This is a genomic window from Acinetobacter sp. S54 (assembly GCF_016624945.1).
Lineage (GTDB): Bacteria > Pseudomonadota > Gammaproteobacteria > Pseudomonadales > Moraxellaceae > Acinetobacter.
The window spans coordinates 76,852-98,423 of sequence record NZ_JACVUI010000004.1 but is presented as its reverse complement, the minus strand read 5'-3'; the positions used below and the strand labels follow the sequence as shown (position 1 = coordinate 98,423).

General features: G+C 40.3%; 20 protein-coding genes and 3 tRNA genes. 11 read left to right on the top strand and 12 right to left on the bottom strand.

Annotation, left to right across the window (positions count from 1 at the left end):
* Nucleotides 1–35: 35 nt before the first annotated feature.
* The 3 genes from groES to IAE20_RS08670 form a co-directional block, all read right to left on the bottom strand.
* On the bottom strand, nt 36–326 hold the full coding sequence (gene groES / locus IAE20_RS08680) for a co-chaperone GroES (protein ID WP_004939735.1): 291 nt from the start codon (nt 324–326) through the stop codon (nt 36–38).
* Between the two features lie 167 nt (nt 327–493).
* Nucleotides 494–1,285 carry a metallophosphoesterase family protein gene (locus IAE20_RS08675; protein WP_200460409.1) on the bottom strand — a complete coding sequence of 264 codons (792 nt, stop codon included), beginning with the start codon at nt 1,283–1,285 and terminating at the stop codon, nt 494–496.
* Complete coding sequence (locus tag IAE20_RS08670; RefSeq protein ID WP_200460410.1) at nt 1,266–2,201, bottom strand: diacylglycerol/lipid kinase family protein; 936 nt, start codon at nt 2,199–2,201, stop codon at nt 1,266–1,268. Before IAE20_RS08670 ends, IAE20_RS08675 begins: the two co-directional genes overlap by 20 nt.
* Nucleotides 2,202–2,597: 396 nt before the next feature.
* Between IAE20_RS08670 and IAE20_RS08665 the strand changes: the two genes are divergently transcribed.
* Together IAE20_RS08665 and IAE20_RS08660 are read left to right on the top strand one after the other, a co-directional pair.
* Nucleotides 2,598–4,427 (top strand): phosphoenolpyruvate carboxykinase (GTP), encoded by a 1,830-nt coding sequence (locus IAE20_RS08665; protein WP_200460411.1) that lies wholly within the window; start codon nt 2,598–2,600, stop codon nt 4,425–4,427.
* 139 nt (nt 4,428–4,566) lie between these two features.
* Nucleotides 4,567–4,935 carry a hypothetical protein gene (locus IAE20_RS08660; RefSeq protein ID WP_200460412.1) on the top strand — a complete coding sequence of 123 codons (369 nt, stop codon included), beginning with the start codon at nt 4,567–4,569 and terminating at the stop codon, nt 4,933–4,935.
* A gap of 56 nt (nt 4,936–4,991) precedes the next feature.
* On the opposite strand, the gene glpD is transcribed toward IAE20_RS08660, so the two are convergent.
* Nucleotides 4,992–6,512: a glycerol-3-phosphate dehydrogenase gene (gene glpD, locus IAE20_RS08655; RefSeq protein ID WP_200460413.1), complete on the bottom strand. Its 1,521-nt coding sequence runs from the start codon at nt 6,510–6,512 to the stop codon at nt 4,992–4,994.
* A 229-nt stretch (nt 6,513–6,741) separates the two neighbouring features.
* Here glpD and IAE20_RS08650 point away from each other — a divergent pair, with 229 nt between their 5' ends.
* On the top strand, nt 6,742–7,170 hold the full coding sequence (locus IAE20_RS08650; RefSeq protein ID WP_200460414.1) for a hypothetical protein: 429 nt from the start codon (nt 6,742–6,744) through the stop codon (nt 7,168–7,170).
* A 30-nt stretch (nt 7,171–7,200) separates the two neighbouring features.
* Here the strand turns inward: IAE20_RS08650 and IAE20_RS08645 are convergent, their stop codons facing one another.
* Nucleotides 7,201–7,869, bottom strand: coding sequence for a class I SAM-dependent methyltransferase (locus tag IAE20_RS08645; RefSeq protein WP_200460415.1), 669 nt, complete (start codon nt 7,867–7,869; stop codon nt 7,201–7,203).
* A 1-nt stretch (nt 7,870) separates the two neighbouring features.
* Nucleotides 7,871–8,719: a bifunctional methylenetetrahydrofolate dehydrogenase/methenyltetrahydrofolate cyclohydrolase FolD gene (gene folD, locus IAE20_RS08640; RefSeq protein ID WP_200460416.1), complete on the bottom strand. Its 849-nt coding sequence runs from the start codon at nt 8,717–8,719 to the stop codon at nt 7,871–7,873.
* Nucleotides 8,720–8,872: 153 nt separating this feature from the next.
* Between folD and IAE20_RS08635 the strand changes: the two genes are divergently transcribed.
* The 4 genes from IAE20_RS08635 (at nt 8,873) to IAE20_RS08620 (ending at nt 10,782) form a co-directional block, all read left to right on the top strand.
* Nucleotides 8,873–8,946: transfer RNA gene (locus IAE20_RS08635), tRNA-Cys, on the top strand.
* A gap of 11 nt (nt 8,947–8,957) precedes the next feature.
* Nucleotides 8,958–9,043: transfer RNA gene (locus IAE20_RS08630), tRNA-Leu, on the top strand.
* 416 nt (nt 9,044–9,459) lie between these two features.
* Nucleotides 9,460–10,605 carry a glycerate kinase gene (locus tag IAE20_RS08625; protein ID WP_200460417.1) on the top strand — a complete coding sequence of 382 codons (1,146 nt, stop codon included), beginning with the start codon at nt 9,460–9,462 and terminating at the stop codon, nt 10,603–10,605.
* Nucleotides 10,606–10,696: 91 nt separating this feature from the next.
* A tRNA-Leu gene (locus IAE20_RS08620) sits at nt 10,697–10,782 on the top strand.
* Nucleotides 10,783–10,878: 96 nt separating this feature from the next.
* Here IAE20_RS08620 and IAE20_RS08615 read toward each other — a convergent pair.
* From IAE20_RS08615 to rlmE, 5 genes are all read right to left on the bottom strand, one after another.
* Nucleotides 10,879–11,193: a DUF5713 family protein gene (locus IAE20_RS08615; protein ID WP_200460418.1), complete on the bottom strand. Its 315-nt coding sequence runs from the start codon at nt 11,191–11,193 to the stop codon at nt 10,879–10,881.
* Between the two features lie 54 nt (nt 11,194–11,247).
* Nucleotides 11,248–11,445 carry a hypothetical protein gene (locus IAE20_RS08610; protein ID WP_227610959.1) on the bottom strand — a complete coding sequence of 66 codons (198 nt, stop codon included), beginning with the start codon at nt 11,443–11,445 and terminating at the stop codon, nt 11,248–11,250.
* A 149-nt stretch (nt 11,446–11,594) separates the two neighbouring features.
* The gene (gene folP / locus IAE20_RS08605) at nt 11,595–12,446 is read right to left on the bottom strand and encodes a dihydropteroate synthase (RefSeq protein WP_200460419.1); all 852 of its coding nucleotides are present in this window, start codon (nt 12,444–12,446) and stop codon (nt 11,595–11,597) included.
* Between the two features lie 133 nt (nt 12,447–12,579).
* Nucleotides 12,580–14,475, bottom strand: a complete 1,896-nt coding sequence (gene ftsH, locus IAE20_RS08600) for an ATP-dependent zinc metalloprotease FtsH (RefSeq protein ID WP_200460420.1) — start codon at nt 14,473–14,475, stop codon at nt 12,580–12,582.
* A 134-nt stretch (nt 14,476–14,609) separates the two neighbouring features.
* Nucleotides 14,610–15,260: a 23S rRNA (uridine(2552)-2'-O)-methyltransferase RlmE gene (rlmE, locus tag IAE20_RS08595; protein WP_200460421.1), complete on the bottom strand. Its 651-nt coding sequence runs from the start codon at nt 15,258–15,260 to the stop codon at nt 14,610–14,612.
* A gap of 220 nt (nt 15,261–15,480) precedes the next feature.
* Between rlmE and yhbY the strand changes: the two genes are divergently transcribed.
* Nucleotides 15,481–15,804, top strand: coding sequence for a ribosome assembly RNA-binding protein YhbY (gene yhbY / locus IAE20_RS08590; RefSeq protein WP_200460422.1), 324 nt, complete (start codon nt 15,481–15,483; stop codon nt 15,802–15,804).
* Nucleotides 15,805–15,817: 13 nt separating this feature from the next.
* Nucleotides 15,818–16,354 carry a DOMON-like domain-containing protein gene (locus IAE20_RS08585; protein WP_200482123.1) on the top strand — a complete coding sequence of 179 codons (537 nt, stop codon included), beginning with the start codon at nt 15,818–15,820 and terminating at the stop codon, nt 16,352–16,354.
* 68 nt (nt 16,355–16,422) lie between these two features.
* Here IAE20_RS08585 and IAE20_RS08580 read toward each other — a convergent pair whose 3' ends face one another.
* Entirely contained in the window at nt 16,423–16,848 is a 426-nt protein-coding gene (locus tag IAE20_RS08580; RefSeq protein ID WP_200482124.1) for a hypothetical protein, read from the bottom strand.
* A gap of 319 nt (nt 16,849–17,167) precedes the next feature.
* On the opposite strand from IAE20_RS08580, the gene carA reads away from it, so the two are divergent.
* Entirely contained in the window at nt 17,168–18,322 is a 1,155-nt protein-coding gene (gene carA / locus IAE20_RS08575) for a glutamine-hydrolyzing carbamoyl-phosphate synthase small subunit (protein WP_200460425.1), read from the top strand.
* Nucleotides 18,323–18,336: 14 nt separating this feature from the next.
* Nucleotides 18,337–21,570 (top strand): carbamoyl-phosphate synthase large subunit, encoded by a 3,234-nt coding sequence (carB, locus tag IAE20_RS08570; RefSeq protein ID WP_200482125.1) that lies wholly within the window; start codon nt 18,337–18,339, stop codon nt 21,568–21,570.
* The last annotated feature ends 2 nt before the right edge of the window (nt 21,571–21,572 follow it).

The following is a 21,572-nucleotide window of genomic DNA, read 5'->3' as shown; positions in this document are numbered from 1 at the left end:
CTTGATCTGATTTATCAATGAGTTAAAGTGAAAAATTAGCCTTCAAGAACGGCTAAAATGTCAGATTCTTTCATGATTAAAAATTCGTCGCCATTTACTTTTACAGTTGTACCTGCATAAGTACCAAATAACACTTTATCGCCTACTTTTACGTCCAAAGCGCGTACGCCATTGTCAGTGATTTGACCATTACCTACTGCGATAACTTCACCTTGAGCAGGTTTCTCAGCAGCAGAACCTGGCAATAAAATTCCGCCAGCCGTTTTTGTTTCTTCTTCAACACGACGAATTACTACACGGTCATGTAATGGACGAATGTTGCTCATAAATAACTCCATCAGACTAAGTCTATGATTTGATAAATGATGCTTGCCGTCATTATTCCTTTAGCAACCATCAAAATGAATTTGATGACACTTTTGTGGGGATGGAAAAAAACGCTTCAAGGGGAAAAATCAAAAAAAATGCTATTTTTTGTATTTTTTTTAATCACTCAGGCATCTTTATGGTTTTTCACTACCGAATCAATGCGCAAAACAAAAGATTGTGCTTTTTCATCGAACCAGTAATGCTGAATAGAGCCATCATTTAAAATTGTATTAAAACTATTAGGCAGCCCTTTATGCAAACGATAAGACGTCGCTGTCCCTGCATGAATATCATAAACAGGATGATCAACTTTCAGATGATAAATTTCGGTTAAATTGTAAACTGCAGTTTTATGTAAATGTCCATGTAACACTCCAAACAAACCGCTTCTGCTCCAGTTTTCTAATGCCATCCGCCCTAAAACTGGACAATCTTTAATCCCGTGTGGATCATCGGGCGGAGTATAAAAAGGCTGATGTAGAACGACCAGTTTTAACTTCTGATCAGGTGCATGTTTAAGGATTTCATTGGTTCGCTGAATTTGTTCCAATGAGATATAACCACGTGTATGGTAACGTCGACGAATACTATTCACACCCACAATAAAAAAATGTTCAGTTTCCAGAGTAGGCTCGAGTTCACCAAAAAAGAATTGATACCGTACAAATGGAGAAAAAAAACGATTCCACAAATTATATAAAGAAATATCATGATTTCCCGGAACGACAATATAAGGAATATGAAGTGAATCCAAAAACTGCCGACAGCTATAAAACTGAATAAATTTTGCTCTCTGGGTTAAATCACCACTTACTACGATTAGTTCTGGTTGTTGCTCCAGACAGAACTTTTGGATTGCAGTCAGACATTCTTGCTTTTCTGTACCAAAATGCAAATCAGACAGATGCAATAACATGATCAGGTACCATAATATTTAAAGCATTCTTTACCACACCAAATTTTAATGGCGTGCTTAACTCTTCAATTTCCCCATCAATAGCAACAGTTAAAGTTTTACTTTTTGATTCCACGATAACCTGATCGGCACTAAAGCTATAAACATCTCTAGCATGCTCAAGATCTCCTTTGATCAATTGAAAGAGCATCCGAAATAAACTTAATTTATCACTTTTGGCTACCACAACGCCTGCAACACGCCCTTCTGCCACACATTCAGCAATGTGTAAATTCATTTCTTGCAGTTGCAACTGATTATTACCAAAAAAAATCAAGGGTGTTTTCACCGGATAAACTTGCTTATCCACTGTTACTGATAATTTAAGCTCTTTATGATCACGAATAAGCACATCTAAACCCGAGGTATAGGCATTAAAAATAAAACGCCCAAAGCGTTGGTTATAGTGTTCCCTTTTTTGAATAAATAAAGGATATAAACCTAAACTCGCATTATTTAAATAAATACGATCATTAATTGTAGCAACATGAACAGAACGTGGTACACCTGTAGCAATCACCTGCGCTGCCTGAAGTAAATCTTGCGGAATACCCAAAACACGAGCCACGTAGTTAAAAGTGCCTAAGGGTAAAATTCCCATTGGAATATCGGTATTTTTTAGTTTGGAGGCCACAGCATTTAAAGTTCCATCCCCACCAGCAGCAACGACAACACCACGCTCCTCTCCTGTATGGCGAGCAAGAACCTGCTGCATAAAATCATCAAAATTATCTTCGACACCGAGCTCAAACACTTGAATCTCGAAATCATGATGAGTAAAAATCGTCATAATTTGCTCATATACTCCTTCTTTATTGGCTGCATGGAACCCAGACTTTTCGTTATAAATGATGGATAGTGGTCGAAGTGGCGGCATTTTTATCATTCTAAGCTGATGATTTCTCCTATTTTTGTCCAAGAATTAGTCAAATAAAATACGCTTTATGTAAAATTTAAATGATGACCATTTATTTAATCGATAATTGTTCTCAAGTTTAATTTTAAATTAACATATTAATTTTTAAATATATTTTAAATTAAAATAATACATATTACCTATATTAATACATATATTAATGGCACCTTAAATAAGTTAAATGCATGTTTTTTAAAAAATTAACCTGTTTTTTGACCTAAAACTCTAATTTAGTCTTTAGTCTTATTTTTTCCATCAATTTATGCTTTAATAGCGCCACTTTTTTTTACTTCATCTATTTGCTGTATCCCTGCATCTAGATTTGTACTTTAGTACGTTTTTTAAATAGGCCTCACCATGACCCAAGTGAACGCACCAGAATTCGTTCGTCATCCTAAGCTTATTGCATGGGTTGAAGAAATTGCAAAATTAACCAAACCTGCAAAAATCGAGTGGTGTGACGGTAGCGAAGAAGAATATCAGCGTCTTATTGACCTGATGATCGCAAACGGCACAATGCAAGCACTCAACCAAGAAAAACATCCAGGTTCTTATCTTGCAAACTCTGACCCTTCTGACGTTGCTCGTGTCGAAGATCGTACCTTTATCTGCTCTGAAAAGCAGGAAGATGCGGGCGCAACAAATAACTGGGAAGCACCAGCAGCGATGCGCGCGAAATTAAACGGTTTGTTTGATGGCGCAATGCAAGGTCGTACCATGTATGTGGTTCCATTCTCAATGGGTCCATTGGGTAGCCACATCGCACAAATTGGTATTGAACTAACCGATTCTCCATATGTTGCGGTAAGCATGCGCAAAATGGCACGTATGGGTAAAGCTGTTTATGACGTATTGGGTACAGATGGCGAATTCGTACCATGTGTTCACACTGTAGGCGCGCCGCTTGCAGATGGTGAAAAAGATGTTGCATGGCCATGTAACCCTGAAAAATATATTGTGCATTATCCAGAAACTCGTGAAATCTGGTCATTTGGTTCAGGTTACGGCGGCAACGCACTACTGGGTAAAAAATGTTTAGCGCTTCGTATTGCCTCTGCAATGGGTCGTGAACAAGGCTGGTTAGCTGAACATATGCTTATTTTAGGTGTAACTAACCCGAAAGGTGAAAAACACTATATCGCAGCAGCTTTCCCTTCTGCTTGTGGTAAAACCAACTTTGCAATGTTGATTCCACCAGCAGGCTATGAAGGCTGGAAAATTGAAACTGTAGGTGATGATATTGCATGGATCAAGCCAGGTGAAGATGGTCGCTTATATGCAATCAATCCAGAAGCTGGTTTCTTCGGCGTTGCGCCAGGTACAAATACCAAGACCAACCCGAACTGTATGGCAACATTGCATAAAGATGTCATTTATACCAACGTTGCTGTGACGGATAACGGTGAAGTATGGTGGGAAGGCTTATCTAAAGAAGTTCCAGCAAATTTAACCAACTGGAAAGGCCAACCACACGTTAACGGTGAAAAGGCAGCTCATCCTAATGCACGTTTCACTGTATCAGCAGGCCAATGTCCTTCAATTGACGCTGACTGGGAAAATCCAGCAGGTGTTCCAATTTCTGCGTTCATCTTCGGTGGTCGTCGTGCCGATACTGTACCTTTAGTCTCTGAAGCCTTTGACTGGATCGATGGTGTATATAAAGCAGCGACTATGGGGTCTGAAACAACTGCGGCCGCTGTTGGTCAGCAAGGTGTCGTACGTCGTGACCCATTTGCAATGCTTCCATTCACTGGTTACAACATGGCAGACTACTTCCAGCACTGGTTAGAAGTAGGTCAGCAAGTGGGTGAAAAGGCTGAAGCTGCTGGTAATAAATTGCCAAAAATCTTCAACGTAAACTGGTTCCGTCGTGATGCTGAAGGCAACTTTGTATGGCCTGGTTTTGGTCAGAACATGCGTGTACTTGAGTGGATGATCGATCGTGTTGAAGGTCGTGCCAATGCTGTTGAAACACCAATTGGTTATGTTCCAACTTACGATGATTTAAACTGGGCTGGTACAGATTTTTCTAAAGAAGAATTTGAATTGATTACAGCACAAGACAAAGATCAGTGGATTACCGAAATTGAGAGCCATACTGAGTTATTCAACAAACTTGGCGATCGTTTACCACAAGCATTGAAAGAGCGTCAAGAAGCGTTATTAAATGCGGTTAAAAACCACTAAATAAAGATCAAAAATCTATAAAACAGGCCATATAATGGCCTGTTTTAGTATGTGTTATATGCTAAGAAATTTCGAAGTAAAGTCTTTAAAATACTCATAATTTAAAATTTATTTTTTTACATCCAACGAGAAACAAACAATGAAAAAGTTTATTCTTTCTACTTTGTCTTTATTTATTTTTTGTGGCACGTCCCATGCAGTAACAGCAACTGAAAAAGCAAACCATCATTTTGGGGTATGCCTCATTGATGGAATTCCATCACAACAATATGTCGTTGTTAAGCGTGTAAAAGTTGCAAAAGGCACATATGGAAGTGTAGAAGAACTTTATCCCAAATTAGGAAATACAGCGAAAAAACTCAATGCCGACGCTATCGTAGACTACAATGCGAGTCAACGTTTTGGCTTTTGGCCATGGCGTGTTGTCCGCCCTGTAGCAACTGGTACAGCGGTGCGATGGACGACATCGAATGTTAATTGCCAAAACGTCGGCGGCAAAGAGATCTAACGCTTTATACATTATGTTTTATAGTGGCATAAATAAATTTTTATGCCGCTTTCACTTTAAGCAATCTTGCTTCGTTGGTTGCCCAAAACATTTTGAAGATAATTATCTAATACCATCACTTGAGTCTTATCAAACTTTAACCCTAGCTTGCTGCGTCGCCACAAAATATCATCTACTGATTGCGCCCACTCGACTTTGATAAGGTAATCCACTTCAAGTTGATAGAGACTATGTTCAAAATATATTCCAAAATCATCCAAAGAATCGACTCCTCTAAGCAATTGCCACACACGAGTACCGTAACTACTCGCCCAACGTGTTGCAATTTCGGTTGGAATATTTTTAATTCGTAATTGAATACCTCGAATCAGGCTATCCAGACCTTTAAAATGCTCACCACCTGGTAAGGGCTCGTGCTCAGTCCATTGTGTCTGCATTTCTGAAAAATAAGGACTCAATTCATCCAGCGCAGCTTCGGCAAGCTTCCGGTAAGTCGTAAGCTTGCCACCAAATATGGATAATAACGGGGGCGACCCATTCAACGTAGTCATTGCCAGAGTATAATCACGAGTTACCGCTGAAGGTTGATCCGACTCGTCATCGCAAAGGGGCCGAACTCCTGAAAATGTTTCAATAATATCGGCTTGGGTGATACTCTGCTCAAAATGTAAATTCACGACGGCAAGTAAATATTCAATTTCATTCGACGTGATTTCAACTTGCTCTAAATCACCCTGATAAATTTGGTCAGTTGTTCCAATCAGCGTATATTCATGCAGATAAGGAATAGTAAATACAATGCGCCGATCTTCATTTTGTAAAATATAGGCATAATCGCCCTCATAAAGTTTAGGCACAATCAGATGACTTCCCTGAATTTGACGAATTTTATAAGGTGAATTTAGCTTTAACGTCTCTTTTATAAAATGTTCAACCCACGGCCCTGCTGCATTGATCAAGGCTTTGGTTCGTATTTGATATTGCGTTTGTTGCTGTCTCAAAGTTAATAACCAGATACCATCTATCACTTCCGCAGCAATACATTCAGTCCTTATCTGCAATTCTGCGCCTTTTTCTCGAGCCTGAATGGCATTTAAAATAACCAATCGCGCATCATCTACAGCGCAATCTGAATATTCAAATCCTAAAACAATATCGTGTTTTAATGGGCCATGATGATCCAATACCAAACGTTTAGAGGCTGGCAGCTTTTCTCGCTTCCCCAAATAATCATACAAAAATAATCCTGACCGAATAAGCCATGCAGGACGTAAATGTGGGCGATGTGGCAAAACAAAACGCAGAGGACGAATAATGTGGGGAGCCTTTGCCATTAATATTTCACGTTCCGCAAGTGCTTCACGAACTAAACGAAATTCAAAATGTTCTAAATAGCGCAAGCCGCCATGAATCAGTTTGCTACTGGCAGATGAAGTATGACTGGCAAAGTCGTCTTTTTCACATAAAAAAACAGATAATCCTCGTCCTGCAGCATCATTGGCGATACCTACACCATTAATCCCTCCTCCTATCACCGCCAGATCATAAAAAGGAAGATCATTAAAATGAGATGTCATATTCGATTCCCCTTTTTTATTATTATCATCGTATTTAATCGAGATGATTTGAAGTTAGCAAATTTGAACACAAAGTAAAAGCATTTCAGTGAGATCAGATGAGTGTATTTTTAATGTATCTTTATTTGTTTTAAAGTTAATACAATTTTATCGTTTGTTTAAACGCGTAAATGCTTAAAATATAAAAAACACGACTGCTTATTTGAATACGATTAGAAGGAACAACCTCATGAAAAAAACAGTATTATTTTTAATTTCAGGGAGTGTCATTGCATTAAGTGCGTGTCAGAGTACACCTCGTCAATACAATGGTAATACAGGCTATCAAGTTGAAAATAAAACAGCAACGTCTGCGACGCTAGCTTACACACTTGCAGGGCGCTCTAATCAGGAACTTGACGAGCGAAAATTACAACGCGCCTGCCAACAAGTTTTAGGCACGACACAAACGTATAAATTATCAATTTTAAGTATTAACGAAATTGCAAATCCAGCCGCGTCACAATCAACTCCTGATGGCTTACAAGTAGGCAATTCACGAATGTCTGTAGGATTAATGGATTCTCCTAGCCTAAATAACAGCGAAGGCTACGCAACCCGTCAAGCGCTAGATACCAAACCAAGTACCCTTAAAGTTGTACGCTATACCTGCTCATAAAATCTAAAGAAAACGCTGTAAATTTAAATATTACAGCGTTTTATAAAAACTAACATTACGAAACTCTTTAGCCTCATCCAGATCAGGCCATGTAGTGGCGCTGCGCTCATCAATTTTAATATATTTAGGATGACTAAAATTTTTGACCCGGCTATCGGCCACCCATACTTCGGATGCAAACTTTAAAAACTCATCCAGAAAAAAACGGTTACATTGGTCATATAACACATCGGCAGCAAGCAATATATCCACTTGTTCTGTCTTGTATAAATCATCCAGATACTCAAGCTCAACGTCATTGAGCAGTGCATTCTCACGACAGGCATTTAGGCTTACTGGATCAATATCACAACAAATCACACGTTTAGCACCAGCCATTTTTGCAGCAATCGCCACGACACCCGAGCCCGCACCAAAATCCAAGACCACTTTATCTTTGACATGTTCTGGTTCTGCCAGCAACCATTGTGCCATCGCTAAACCAGATGCCCAGCAGAAAATCCAATAGGGCGTGTCATTCCATATGCGTCGAATCACCTCATCATCCAATCGATCAGTGGGAAACACAGGTGGGATCAACCAAAGTGAAATAGGCGTTTCAGGCAACTGTTGTGCCATTAATTCACAGTGAGGAATGACATGATGAAGCGCCTCAAGCAAATGCTGAGGCGCTTTTGAAAATTGAAATGAACAGCTCATCTTAAGCTAAAGCTTTCTCAGCAGCTTCAACAGTTTGACGAATCAAAGTGGTAATGGTCATTGGTCCTACCCCACCTGGTACAGGAGTATAAGCAGACGCAACTTCTTCAATGCCTACTAATTGAATATCACCTACGCCGCCACCATCACGTGGATGGAAACCAGCATCAACCACAACCGCGCCCTGTTTAATCCAATCTTTTTGAATCAACTCAGCCTTGCCCACTGCACCCACAATAATGTCTGCCTGTTTTACAAAATCAGCGAGGTTTTGAGTGCGCGAATGACAAATAGTCACTGTAGCATTCGCTTCAAGTAGCATCGCTGCCATTGGTTTACCCAAAATTGCTGAGCGACCAACCACAACCGCATGTTTGCCTGCAATTTCGATCTTATTTTCTTTTAGAATAGTCATAATTCCCGCGGGTGTTGCAGAACCATATGCAGATTCGCCCATTGCCATACGGCCATAGCCTAAACACGTCACACCGTCCACATCTTTTGCCAGAGAAATAGCATCAAAACAAGCACGCTCATCGATTTGAGCAGGCACAGGATGCTGTAACAAGATTCCATGTACATCTGGATTTGCATTTAGTTTTTCAATTTCCGCTAAAAGTTGCTCTGTAGTCGTGTCTTGCGTTAATTCAATTTTGAGTGAATCCATTCCTACGCGGCGACAAGCATTGCCCTTCATTCGCACATACGTTGCAGATGCACCATCATCTCCAACCAAAATGGTAGCCAAAATTGGGGTACGTCCAGATTTTGCCTTTAATGCTTCTACACGTGTAAGCAAGTCAGCTTCAATTTGTTTTGCCAATGCACGACCATCAAGAACCAATGCCACAGCACATCTCCAAAGTAGATATGAATTCGATTTTGCAAATGATACATGATAATTGAGCCAATTTTATTTTAGATGTTGTTTTTCTGTGCATATTCGCTGAAATCACTATTGTTTTTTTTGTGAAGCTTGCTAATATGTGCATCACCAAATGATGGCGGGGTGGCAGAGTGGTCATGCAGCGGACTGCAACTCCGTGTACGCCGGTTCGATTCCGACCTCCGCCTCCAAATTTGGTCAAGCCCGGGTGGTGAAATAGGTAGACACAGGGGATTTAAAATCCCCCGCCCACAAAGCGTGCCGGTTCGAGTCCGGCCCCGGGCACCATCTTAAGATGATTAAGATGGTGTCAATAAAGAATCCAGCAGACGCTGGTTTTTTTATGCCTAGCATTTATAACAGCTTTCTTATAATTAGAACCAGCGCTAGACTTTTATAAAAATCGAATCATAAATGAGGATAAAACGATGTTTATAACACCATACACTCCCCGTGATAAATACAATAATTAAGAAATTTATGCCGTATTAACAGACTGCATAATCAACAAGGCACAGTAAAGCCAAGAACAAAACTCAGTCACCCATAACACCCAGCAAAGACTACTCGATCGATCATTGTTCAATCTTTATCATTTGTACTCACTTTTACAGCCCAATTAAAAAATTGAATATTACATTGAAGCAATGTTATCTTAAATTCGATTATATTCTGAATACCCACTAAAATTAGTAGTCTTGAAAATGCCCAAAACCTTTGTGCTTGCACCAGATTCTTTTAAAGAAAGCATGACAGCACTTGAAGCCTGTCACGCCATGCAAACAGGCTTACAAAGCATATTTCCAGACGCCCGTTTTATTTTGTGTCCCATGGCGGATGGTGGTGAAGGTACTGTAGATGCACTGGTTGATGCAAAACAAGGCCAAAGAATCAATCTCAACGTATCAGGTCCATTAACTTCTCAACAGATTTCGACTTATTTTGGCTTAATTAATCACGGAAAAACTGCCGTGATTGAAATGGCTAAGGCCAATGGCATTCACCTACTCTCCCCCAAACAACGCAATCCTTTACTGACTTCAACATTTGGTACGGGTGAAATGATTCGTGCCGCACTTGATCATGGTGTCACTCAAATCATTATTGGCCTAGGAGGAAGTGTTACTAATGATGCAGGTATGGGAATGGCCGTTGCTTTAGGGGCAAAATTTCTGGATCACAATCAACAAATAGTAAATCTTGGAGGCGGTTACCTTGACCAAATTCAAGCAATCGACATTAATCAGCTTGATCCTCGCTTGAAAAACGTTGAAATTATCATTGCTAATGATGTGAGCAACCCTTTACTCGGTGATGAAGGAGCCACACGAGTTTTTGGCCCGCAAAAAGGTGCAAACGCTGAAATGATTGAAAAACTTGAATCTAATCTCACCCATTTTGCTGATTTAATTGAAAAACAGCTCAATATTAAAGTTAAAGATACAGCAGGTGCTGGAGCTGCTGGTGGCCTCGCTGCTGGTCTTTTAGCATTTACCCCAGCCAAAATTCAATCTGGTGTAGAAACCATTATCGAACACACAAATTTAAAACAAGCTATTCAGCAAGCCGATTATGTTTTTACAGGTGAAGGTGCCATCGACTTTCAGACCAAATTTGGAAAAACTCCAATTGGAGTTGCCCGTATTGCCAAACAATACAACAAACCCGTCTTTGTTTGCGCTGGATATCTTGGCAAAGGAATCGAAACACTTTATCAAGAAGGAATCACGGCAATTTTTGGGATTCTGAATCAATGCAGCGATCTCGAAACAGCACTTGAAAATGGTTCAAAAAACCTTAGCACAAGTTGTGAGAATATTGGCAGACTCATCTGCGCACTAAATCCCTAATGATTAAATAGGGAGTAGTTGCCTGAAAAATCTACAAATAATTCAGGATATTCTTGCCAATAATAGGGAGTTCCTCTATTATTGCCGTCATGCCCGGGTGGTGAAATAGGTAGACACAGGGGATTTAAAATCCCCCGCCCACAAAGCGTGCCGGTTCGAGTCCGGCCCCGGGCACCATTTTAAAATAATTAAAATGGTGTTAATAAAGAATCCAGCAAGCGCTGGTTTTTTTATGCCTAAAATATTGAAAAGAAATAACATAGAGAGTGGTTATTACCATTCTCTACGAGCAACCAGCTCTTCTAAATCTATATCCATATATCCTGCATTCTGTACAACCATCATCATTGCTTCAGCAATATAATCAGTTGCAGTGTCATCCAGACTCGAATCCAGATCTTCAAATTCAGCCTTCATCTCATTAATTTTTAATAAGGTCAAATTTGCAAATTGATAAATCTCAGATTCCTCTTTAACAGAGACCTGAATTTTTTTGGAGAAATCAACGATATATTGCTTAATTTCAGCGACCAAAATCTGGGGATAATAGTCATCATCAAACATAGGGAGAAGAAGATCGTTCAACATGAATAAATACTTAACAATATTAAAATTCCGCGCTGCTTATAACATATCCTGAGATTAAATTCTCCCCCAATCTTCAAGAAGCTCAAGGTATAACTGATATTCTTTATAAATAAGCCAAGCAACAGCAAGCAATAGTATTGCAATAAATACAAATAGTCTATCTGCATAAAAAATCGCTAGAATAAGAAAAAAAATATCCAAAATAATAGAGGCAATAAAAATCATAAAAGCAAAAGGATGAATTTGCATCATAAATATTACTAATCAACTGAAGAATTGATCAGTAAATTAACATATGCTAAATTTTCAACCTTATCTCCAAACACTCAAAACTTCATCTTCTCAAACAACTGAATTGTTTTTCTGAAATATATAAAATTCCTCATTATGCTTTGTTTTTATTAAACCTCTAGCATTGCCTGCCAAACCCGAATAGCATCTACCGTTGCTTTGACATCATGTGCACGCACAATCGAGGCTCCCTGCTGAATACTTAACAAATGTGCTGTAACACTCCCGACCGCACGTTGCTGAGCATTTGCTCCACCCAATGCTTCACCAATAAAACGTTTGCGTGATAATGCAGATAAAATAGGATACCCCAACTCATTAAGTTTCCAGAATTCATTTAAGAGTTGTAAGTTTTGTTGGGCATTTTTAGCAAACCCAAATCCTGGATCAATAATAATATTTTCTGATTTCACTCCTGCAAGCAGTGCATCATCAATTCGTTGCCGTAATTCCTGCATCACGTCCAAGGTTACATCGACATAGTGATCCAACTGATTCATCGTAGTCGGCTCTCCACGCATATGCATAATCATGACGGGAATATCTAATGCTGTTGCAGTCTCCAAGGCCTCTGGACGAGTTAAAGCACGAACATCATTCCAGATATGTGCTCCAGCCTCAACAGCGGCTTTGATGACTTCAGGCTGGCTTGTATCAATCGATAAAATGACATCTTCTTTGGCCAATAGTTCAACCACTGGTACTACACGGCAAATTTCTTCCTTAATCTCAACTGGTGAAGCTCCTGGGCGTGTAGATTCCCCACCAATATCAATAATAGAAGCTCCATCTTCAATCATTTGCATAGCATATGCATAGGCTTGCTGTTTTTGATTATGCTGACCACCATCACTAAATGAGTCAGGAGTAACATTTAAAATGCCCATCACCTTTGGTTGAGATAAATCAAGTTGATGCCGGCCGCACTTGAGTTTTCGCTGAGGTAAAGGCATTAAACGCATTTTCTTACTCCTAAAGTCCAACTAAAGTTTAGCAGCATGTTCCAATAAAAGGATGGATTTAACTCAACGTCTAGCTGAATAATATCCAAATAAAAAGAGCTGCCGAAGCAGCTCTTATATATTCATCAGATCATTAACTCATAGAGGGTAATGGAGGTGGTGTTGAGGGACCACTACCAGGCGGATCCAAATCAACCACTGGATTTTCAGCAACATAGACTTTTGGTGGACGTGGTTCACGACCTTCCATAATGTCACGTACCTGCTCACGATCAATCGTTTCCCAATCCAGAAGTGCTTTGACCATAACATGAGCTTTATCCTTGTTGCTTTCAAGAATATCCCATGCAACTTTATATTGTTCATCAAGAATACGACGTACTTCCTGATCAACCTGTTGCTGAGTAGCTTCCGAAATAGTACGACTTCCAACGTTACCGAAGAAACCATTTTGATTTTCGTCTTCATAAACCATTACACCTAGTTTATCCGACATACCATATTTGGTAACCATCGCACGCGCCATTTTAGTTGCACGCTCAAAGTCATTTGAAGCACCCGTTGATTGCTGATTGATAAAAATCTCCTCAGCAATACGACCACCAAATAAAATCGAAATTTCATTGAGCATTTTATCTTTATAATGACTAATCTGGTCTTGTTCAGGTAGCTGCCAAGTCACACCCAATGCCCATCCACGTGGCATAATCGTTACTTTATGCACAGGATCGGTACCCGGCAAAGTCTCAGCAACAATCGCATGTCCAGACTCATGGTACGCGGTAGCACGACGCTCTTCTTCACGAAGAATCATCGATTTACGCTCAGGCCCCATATATATCTTGTCTTTAGCATCTTCAAAATCATGCATGTCCACCGTATTTTTATTACGACGAGCTGCAAAAAGAGCTGCTTCATTTACAAGATTTGCCAATTGTGCACCAGAAAATCCAGGTGTACCACGCGCCAAAACTTTTAGGTCTACACCTGTAACCGAAGGAAGTTTTTTCAAATGAACATTGAGAATTTGCTCACGCCCATTTATATCAGGTAAACCCACCATAACTTGTCGATCAAAACGACCAGGACGCAATAAGGCTTTATCCAAAACATCAGCACGGTTGGTTGCAGCAATGACGATCACGCCCTCATTACCTTCAAAACCATCCATTTCAACCAGCATTTGGTTCAACGTCTGCTCGCGTTCATCATGCCCACCGCCTGTACCTGAACCACGATGACGGCCTACAGCATCAATCTCATCAATAAAGATGATACAAGGCGCATGACGTTTGGCTTGTTCGAACATGTCACGCACACGAGATGCACCCACACCCACAAACATTTCAACAAAGTCAGAACCAGAAATACTAAAGAATGGAACTTTAGCTTCACCCGCAATCGCTTTGGCTAATAAAGTCTTACCTGTTCCCGGTGGTCCTACCATTAGTACACCACGAGGAATAGTTGCACCTAAGCGTTTGAATTTGGCAGGATCTTTCAAAAAGTCAACAATTTCAACTACTTCTTGTTTAGCTTCATCACAACCAGCAACATCCTTAAATGTCACTTTAATCTGGTCTTCTGAAAGCATCTTGGCCTTAGACTTACCAAAACTCATTGGTCCGTTCTTGCCACCAGCTCCCCCACCCATATTTCGCATAAAGAACATGAATAACAAAATGATGAGAAGTACAGGAAAACTAGCAATGAGAAGTTGCATCAACAAGCCTTGACGTTGAGGTGCTGTTCCTTCAACCACAACGTTATTTTTGTTCAGGCTTGGTAAAAGCTCGGTGTCTTCAACCTGCGGACGTACTGTCTCAAAATGAGAGCCGTTGGTTTTTTCACCACTAATATTTAAACCATCAATAGTGACTTGCTTAATTTGACCAGCATTCACCGCAGCGACGAATTCTGAATAATTCATTGCTGATGGTTTATTGCGGTCACTGATGTTACTGAAAATCAAAATCAGAACACCAAGTATTATTAGCCACAATACGGCATTCTTGAAGAGATCGCTCAAAGCTTTATTCCCATTATCAATCTAATTTGATCATGCCCATTACGGGGTAGACCCTAGTAAACAGCAAGTCTAATGCTTGCTACAAGTTGAAATTGTACAAAATGCACAATTTTTCTCGACTTGGCAAGTAAACTTTATCGCATTGCCTTTTTACGACCCTGCCCGATCAAAAATACTTCTTTAGAACGCGCACGGGAAGCTTCTGGTTTGGCAGTTTTCAATACATCAAAACTGTCGACGACTTGCTTTCGAAATTCATCGAAACCAGCACCCTGAAATACTTTTACCACAAATTGTCCATTTGGGCCGAGTACTTTCTGGGCGAAATCAAGAGCCAGTTCACATAAATAAATCTGACGGGGTTGATCTACAGCCCTATTACCTGATGTATTGGGGGCCATATCTGAAATTACAATGTCTACAACACGTCCATTTAAAATATTTAACAATTTTTCGAAGACTTCTTCTTCGCGAAAGTCACCTTGTAGGAAAGTAACATCAGGAAGTGCATCCATAGGTAAAATATCAGATGCAATGACCAGACCTTTACTTCCAACCAGTTTCCCTGCGATTTGCGACCAACTACCAGGAGCCGCACCAAGGTCAACCACTGTCATGCCTGGCTTGATCAGTTTATATTTTTCCTGAATTTCAAGAAGTTTGTATGCGGCACGGGCACGGTATCCCTCCTTTTGGGCTCTTTTAACAAAAGGATCATCAAGGTGTTCCCGCATCCACGCACGACTACTCTTAGATAACTTCTGATTGGTAATGCGTGTCGCCATAACTCACTAAATATTAAAAAACTTCTGACCTGTCATTGTACGTGAAAAATACAGATTTTGCAGTATGCATATGTATCTAAACAGCTCTCTTTGATTATATTTTTTTCAATGTTCATGATCGGATATTTTTGTATTTTTATCTGGCTTGTCTGCGTCTTGCTGCTATCTTAGATGCGGGATGCAAGTTATACTAGGTTGTTTTTACATTTAGGTAGTTTTCATGGCGGCTTTATCTATCCAAGAGCGCAAACGTTTACGTCAAATCGGACATGCACTAAATCCAGTGGTCATGATTGGTGGACAAGGTTTAACTGAAAACGTTATCGAAGAAACTCACCGTGCTTTAAACGATCATGAATTGATTAAAGTAAAAGTTGCTGGTGAAGATCGCGAAGTCCGTGCGCAGGTGATCGATGAACTGGCAAAAGCCACAGGCGCCGAAGCTGTTCAGAAAATTGGTAAAATTGTATTACTCTATAAAAAAGCACCCAAACAGAATCCTAATTTATCCAATCTCGTTCGTCACGCACATTTAGCCAAATAAATCGATTCCCATTATGGCAAGTTATGAATTGATGTCCTTTGATCGTTTTGACTCAATTTCATTGGTCGGAGCGATTGAACAACAATCTCCCTTTACCCTCAATGTTGGTTATTGGCTACGTGATCCTAATCATTTGATGGTTTGGCCTGAAAAGGTTGCGGCTCACCCGCGTCGTGATTTTTTATGGGAACAAACTTGTTATGAAATTTTTATTGGGGTTAAAAATCAGGATTATTATCGCGAGATTAATTTGTCTCCATCTGAAGCATGGCAGGCTTATCAGTTTGAAGAATATCGTTATCCTGAAAATTTACCGCCCCTAGCAGCTTATGACATTGAGTTAAATCAACTTAAACGAACCCATTATGGTTTGAATGTCAGTTTAGATTTAGCTGAGTTTATGCAGAAGTATCAACTCAAATGGCCAGATCTATATGTGGGTTTATCCGCAGTTCTCAATACTTCACAGGGCATGCATTTTTATGCCATGCAACATAGTAGTCCTACTGCTGATTTTCATAATAAACGTGATTGGTTGCATGAGTTTTAAGCATTAGAGATTATTTGCAAAACAACCAGTAAAAGTCATGTACTCTTACTGGTCAGTTGCTAGAGCGTTTAGCCTTCGCGTACTTTATTCCATGCTTCAACAGCATGTTCTTTTGAGCGTTTTAGGACATCTGTTAAAGTATCTTTGTGCTTTAAAGTGATTTGACTCAAATCATCTTTAATTTCACGACCAACTTTGCCTAGATCCTCTACCAATGTTCCAAACTCTTTTTTAATCACGTCCCCAAGTTCAGTTAGATCACCTTGTGAATTGTTAAATTGAGATTTGATAACATCGACACGTTGCAATACATCTTCTTTAAGATGTGAAAATTGAGTTTGAAAAGTCTGATTCAATTCTTTCGCTTCAGCTTCAATTTTTTCCTGCGTTTCATTTAGAACTTCTTTAACCTGAGCTGTCGTTTCAGTATATAGCTGTTCAACTTGTTGTTGATGTTCTTCAACCACCGCCTTTAATGTTTTTTTTGCTGGCATACGCTTACCCTCTTCTTTTTGAATTATGACAGTCCCTAGTGTAAATCGATCAACATTTACTCAACATGTAAATTGTTAGACAATTTTTATTTTCAACAAAATTCCGATAAAAAAACATGATTTTTTTAAATGCTGAAATAAGCATGGATTTCAGTTAAAACTCGTAGACTTGTGAGGGCTTCATGCGTATAATGCGCTGTTAAGTTATAAGCGAGCAGACCAAAAGGAGGGCGTGTTTTTGAAAGACAGCCGGCCTTTTTTTATGTCTACTCGCTTTTTTACAGCCCTATTTTTGTGGTTTTAATTCAGGAGCTTTGGTTTGAGCACCCCCGCCATTTTAGCCCTTGCTGATGGAACGATCTTTAAAGGTACGTCTATTGGTGCAACGGGATCAACGACTGGTGAAGTCGTTTTTAATACAGCCATGACTGGCTATCAAGAAATTCTGACCGACCCAAGTTATGCACAACAGCTAGTGACATTAACTTATCCTCACATTGGTAATACTGGATGCAATACTGAAGATACTGAATCTGGACGTATTCATAAAGTATGGGCTAATGGCTTAATCATTCGTGATCTTCCCCTACTCCATAGCAACTTCCGTGCAGAGCAATCATTAGGCGACTACTTACAACACAATAATGTCGTTGCGATTGCAGATATTGATACCCGTAAATTAACACGTATTTTGCGAGATAAAGGTGCGCAAAATGGCTGTATTCTTGCTGGTGAAAATATTACTGAAGAAGAAGCTTTGGCAAAAGCACGTGCCTTTGGTGGTTTAAATGGTCTAGATCTTGCCAAAGAATGTTGCGATCCAACTGGTTTTGAGTGGACTGAAGGTTCATGGGAATTAGGGACAGGTTTTAGTCAACCTGAATTAAAGTATCATGTCGTTGCATACGATTACGGTGTCAAAACCAACATCTTGCGTATGCTTGCTGACCGTGGATGTAAACTGACTGTGGTTCCAGCACAAACTCCTGCTGAAAAAGTACTCGCACTCAATCCAGATGGTGTGTTCTTATCAAATGGTCCTGGTGATCCAGCAGCATGTGACTATGCCATTGAAGCAGTAAAAACTATTGTTGAAACCACACATCTACCAGTATTTGGTATTTGTTTAGGCCATCAAATTTTAGCACTTGCTTCAGGCGCCAAAACCATGAAAATGAATCATGGTCATCATGGTGCTAACCATCCTGTACAAAACCTTGATCCTCTTAGCCCACATCACGGTACCGTGATGATTACCTCCCAAAACCACGGTTTTGCTGTTGATGAAAGTACCTTACCATCCAACTTAAAAGTGACACATCGTTCATTGTTTGATGGTACAAACCAAGGAATTCATCGTACGGACAAACCAGCATTTAGCTTTCAGGGTCACCCAGAAGCTAGCCCAGGTCCACATGACTGTGCCCCGTTGTTCGATCATTTCATCGAACTTATTGAAGCAGCTAAGAAGTAATTAAGGAGCGAATAATGCCTAAACGTACGGATATTAAAAGCATCTTGATTATTGGTGCGGGTCCCATTGTGATTGGTCAAGCGTGTGAGTTTGACTATTCGGGTGCACAAGCGTGTAAAGCGCTTCGAGAAGAAGGTTACCGCGTTATTTTGGTCAACTCGAATCCTGCGACCATTATGACTGACCCTTCAATGGCCGATGCAACCTATATTGAACCAATCACGTGGCAAACGGTTGCACAAATCATTGAAAAAGAACGTCCAGATGCCGTCCTCCCGACTATGGGTGGTCAAACAGCATTAAACTGTGCATTAGCACTTGATGAAAACGGCGTTTTGGAAAAATACGGCGTTGAATTGATTGGCGCGACTAAAGAAGCGATTGAAAAAGCTGAAGATCGTAAGCTATTTGATATCGCAATGCGTAAAATTGGTTTGGAATGTCCAAAAGCTGCGATTGCAGAAAACATTCAAGAAGCTTTAGATATTCAGGCAAAATTTGGTTTTCCTGTCATTATCCGCCCATCCTTTACTATGGGTGGTTCAGGCGGCGGTATCGCGTATAACCGTGAAGAATTCCTTGAAATTTGTGAACGTGGTTTTGACCTGTCTCCGACTCACCAATTATTGATCGATGAATCATTAATTGGTTGGAAAGAATACGAGATGGAAGTTGTGCGTGATAAAAACGACAACTGTATTATTGTCTGCGCCATTGAAAACTTTGACCCAATGGGTGTTCATACAGGCGACTCCATCACTGTTGCACCCGCGCAAACATTGACTGACAAAGAATATCAAATCATGCGTAATGCATCGATTGCAGTTCTTCGTGAAATTGGTGTAGAAACAGGCGGTTCAAACGTTCAATTTGGTATTAATCCTGAAGACGGCCGAATGGTTGTCATTGAGATGAACCCCCGTGTATCACGTTCCTCTGCTCTTGCATCAAAAGCAACTGGTTTCCCGATTGCCAAAATTGCAGCGAAACTTGCAGTAGGTTACACCCTTGATGAACTGAAAAATGACATTACTGGCGGTACAACCCCGGCGTCATTTGAACCATCAATCGATTATGTAGTCACTAAAATTCCTCGTTTTAACTTCGAGAAATTCCCACAAGCTGAACCTGTATTGACCACTCAGATGAAATCTGTAGGTGAAGTGATGGCGATTGGCCGTAACTTCCAAGAATCAGTGCAAAAAGCACTTCGTGGTCTTGAAGTAGGCGTGTGTGGTTTTGATGAGAAAATTGAAGCTGGTGCCACTAATGTAAAAGAAAAACTTTTACAAGAACTGAAAGTTCCAGGTCCAGAGCGTATTTGGTATGTGGCTGATGCTTTCCGTCACGGCTTCACGCTGGATGAAGTCTTTGAAGCAACTAAAATTGACCGTTGGTTCCTCGTTCAAATCGAAGATATTATTAAAACTGAAGAACAAGTTAAAACTCTTGGTTTTGGTGATTTGAACGCTGACAATATTCGTTCATTTAAGCGCAAAGGCTTATCTGATCTGCGCATTGCCAACTTAATGGGAATTTCACAAAAGCAATTCCGTAAACAACGTTGGAACTTGGGCGTTTATCCAGTTTATAAACGTGTTGATACTTGTGCGGCTGAGTTTGAATCTTCAACAGCATATATGTACTCAACTTACGATGAAGAATGTGAAGCAAATCCATCAAACCGTGACAAAATCATGGTGATTGGCGGTGGCCCGAACCGTATCGGTCAAGGGATCGAGTTTGACTACTGCTGTGTACACGCGGCGCTTGCGATGCGTGATGATGGTTATGAAACGATTATGGTCAACTGTAACCCTGAAACGGTTTCAACTGACTATGACACTTCTGATCGTTTATACTTTGAACCTGTAACACTTGAAGATGTTCTTGAAATCGTACGTACCGAAAAGCCTAAAGGTGTGATCGTACAGTACGGTGGTCAAACACCATTGAAATTGGCACGCGCTTTAGAAGAAGCAGGGACTCCAATTATCGGGACATCACCTGACGCAATTGACCGTGCTGAAGACCGTGAACGTTTCCAGCAAATGATTCAACGTCTACAGCTTCGTCAACCAAACAACAGCATTGTGAAGTCTGCTGAAGAAGGTATTTCTGAAGCAGCTAAAGTTGGTTATCCACTCGTTGTCCGTCCATCTTATGTATTAGGTGGTCGTGCTATGGAAATCGTATATAACGAAGATGAACTTAAACGTTATCTTCGTGAAGCAGTACAAGCATCTAACGAAGCTCCTGTCCTGCTGGATCGTTTCCTTGATGATGCTACCGAAGTTGATGTGGACTGCGTCTCTGATGGTAAAGATGTGGTGATTGGCGGAATCATGCAGCATATTGAACAAGCTGGTATTCACTCAGGTGATTCAGCATGTTCGATTCCTCCATACTCACTTTCTCAAGAAGTTCAAGATGAAATGCGCCGTCAAACAGTTGCAATGGCTAAAGAACTTGGCGTTGTGGGTTTGATGAATGTACAGTTTGCCGTGAAGGGCAATGATATTTATATTCTTGAAGTCAACCCACGTGCATCACGTACTGTTCCTTTCGTGTCTAAATGTATCGGTGAATCTTTAGCCAAAGTTGCTGCGCGTTGTATGGCGGGTCAATCACTGGAATCGCAAGGTTTCACCAAAGAGATTATCCCGACTCACTTTGCAGTAAAAGAAGCGGTATTCCCGTTTGCTAAATTCCAAGGTGTTGACCCAATGCTTGGGCCTGAGATGAAATCGACAGGCGAAGTTATGGGTGTAGGTACAACCTTTGGCGAAGCATTCTATAAAGCTGTATTAGGCTCAAATGAACGTTTACCGGGCTTACCAACAGAAGGCGAAGTAAAGCATGCTTTCTTGTCTGTCCGAGAATCAGACAAGAAATATATTGCTGATATCGCAAAGAAACTGGTTGATTATGGCTTTAAACTAGTGGCAACAGGTGGAACTTATCACGTTCTTAAAGATGCAGGTTTGGAATGCGAACGTGTAAATAAAGTAACTGAAGGCCGTCCACATATTGTTGACCGCTTGAAAAATGGTGAAATACACCTTATTGTCAATACCACTGAAGGTAAACAAGCTCAGTATGATTCTGCCATGATTCGTCGTGCTGCCCTACAAGGCAAAGTGTATTACACCACTACGATTAATGGCGCTGAAGCGGTTTGCCAAGCCTTTGCAATTCAATTGCCAATGGATGTATATCGTTTGCAAGATTTACAAACTGTAGGTTAATT

What these genes read in the sequence shown, in the direction of transcription:
- IAE20_RS08585 (WP_200482123.1), top strand. Translation starts at nt 15,818, where the DNA reads ATGGCAAGTTATGAATTGATGTCCTTTGATCGTTTTGACTCAATTTCA.
- IAE20_RS08675 (WP_200460409.1), bottom strand. Translation starts at nt 1,285, where the DNA reads ATGTTATTGCATCTGTCTGATTTGCATTTTGGTACAGAAAAGCAAGAA.
- IAE20_RS08660 (WP_200460412.1), top strand. Translation starts at nt 4,567, where the DNA reads ATGAAAAAGTTTATTCTTTCTACTTTGTCTTTATTTATTTTTTGTGGC.
- yhbY (WP_200460422.1), top strand. Translation starts at nt 15,481, where the DNA reads ATGGCGGCTTTATCTATCCAAGAGCGCAAACGTTTACGTCAAATCGGA.
- IAE20_RS08615 (WP_200460418.1), bottom strand. Translation starts at nt 11,193, where the DNA reads ATGTTGAACGATCTTCTTCTCCCTATGTTTGATGATGACTATTATCCC.
- carB (WP_200482125.1), top strand. Translation starts at nt 18,337, where the DNA reads ATGCCTAAACGTACGGATATTAAAAGCATCTTGATTATTGGTGCGGGT.
- folP (WP_200460419.1), bottom strand. Translation starts at nt 12,446, where the DNA reads ATGCGTTTAATGCCTTTACCTCAGCGAAAACTCAAGTGCGGCCGGCAT.
- glpD (WP_200460413.1), bottom strand. Translation starts at nt 6,512, where the DNA reads ATGACATCTCATTTTAATGATCTTCCTTTTTATGATCTGGCGGTGATA.
- groES (WP_004939735.1), bottom strand. Translation starts at nt 326, where the DNA reads ATGAGCAACATTCGTCCATTACATGACCGTGTAGTAATTCGTCGTGTT.
- rlmE (WP_200460421.1), bottom strand. Translation starts at nt 15,260, where the DNA reads ATGGCGACACGCATTACCAATCAGAAGTTATCTAAGAGTAGTCGTGCG.
- IAE20_RS08625 (WP_200460417.1), top strand. Translation starts at nt 9,460, where the DNA reads ATGCCCAAAACCTTTGTGCTTGCACCAGATTCTTTTAAAGAAAGCATG.
- IAE20_RS08645 (WP_200460415.1), bottom strand. Translation starts at nt 7,869, where the DNA reads ATGAGCTGTTCATTTCAATTTTCAAAAGCGCCTCAGCATTTGCTTGAG.
- IAE20_RS08670 (WP_200460410.1), bottom strand. Translation starts at nt 2,201, where the DNA reads ATGCCGCCACTTCGACCACTATCCATCATTTATAACGAAAAGTCTGGG.
- IAE20_RS08665 (WP_200460411.1), top strand. Translation starts at nt 2,598, where the DNA reads ATGACCCAAGTGAACGCACCAGAATTCGTTCGTCATCCTAAGCTTATT.
- IAE20_RS08650 (WP_200460414.1), top strand. Translation starts at nt 6,742, where the DNA reads ATGAAAAAAACAGTATTATTTTTAATTTCAGGGAGTGTCATTGCATTA.
- IAE20_RS08580 (WP_200482124.1), bottom strand. Translation starts at nt 16,848, where the DNA reads ATGCCAGCAAAAAAAACATTAAAGGCGGTGGTTGAAGAACATCAACAA.
- IAE20_RS08610 (WP_227610959.1), bottom strand. Translation starts at nt 11,445, where the DNA reads ATGATGCAAATTCATCCTTTTGCTTTTATGATTTTTATTGCCTCTATT.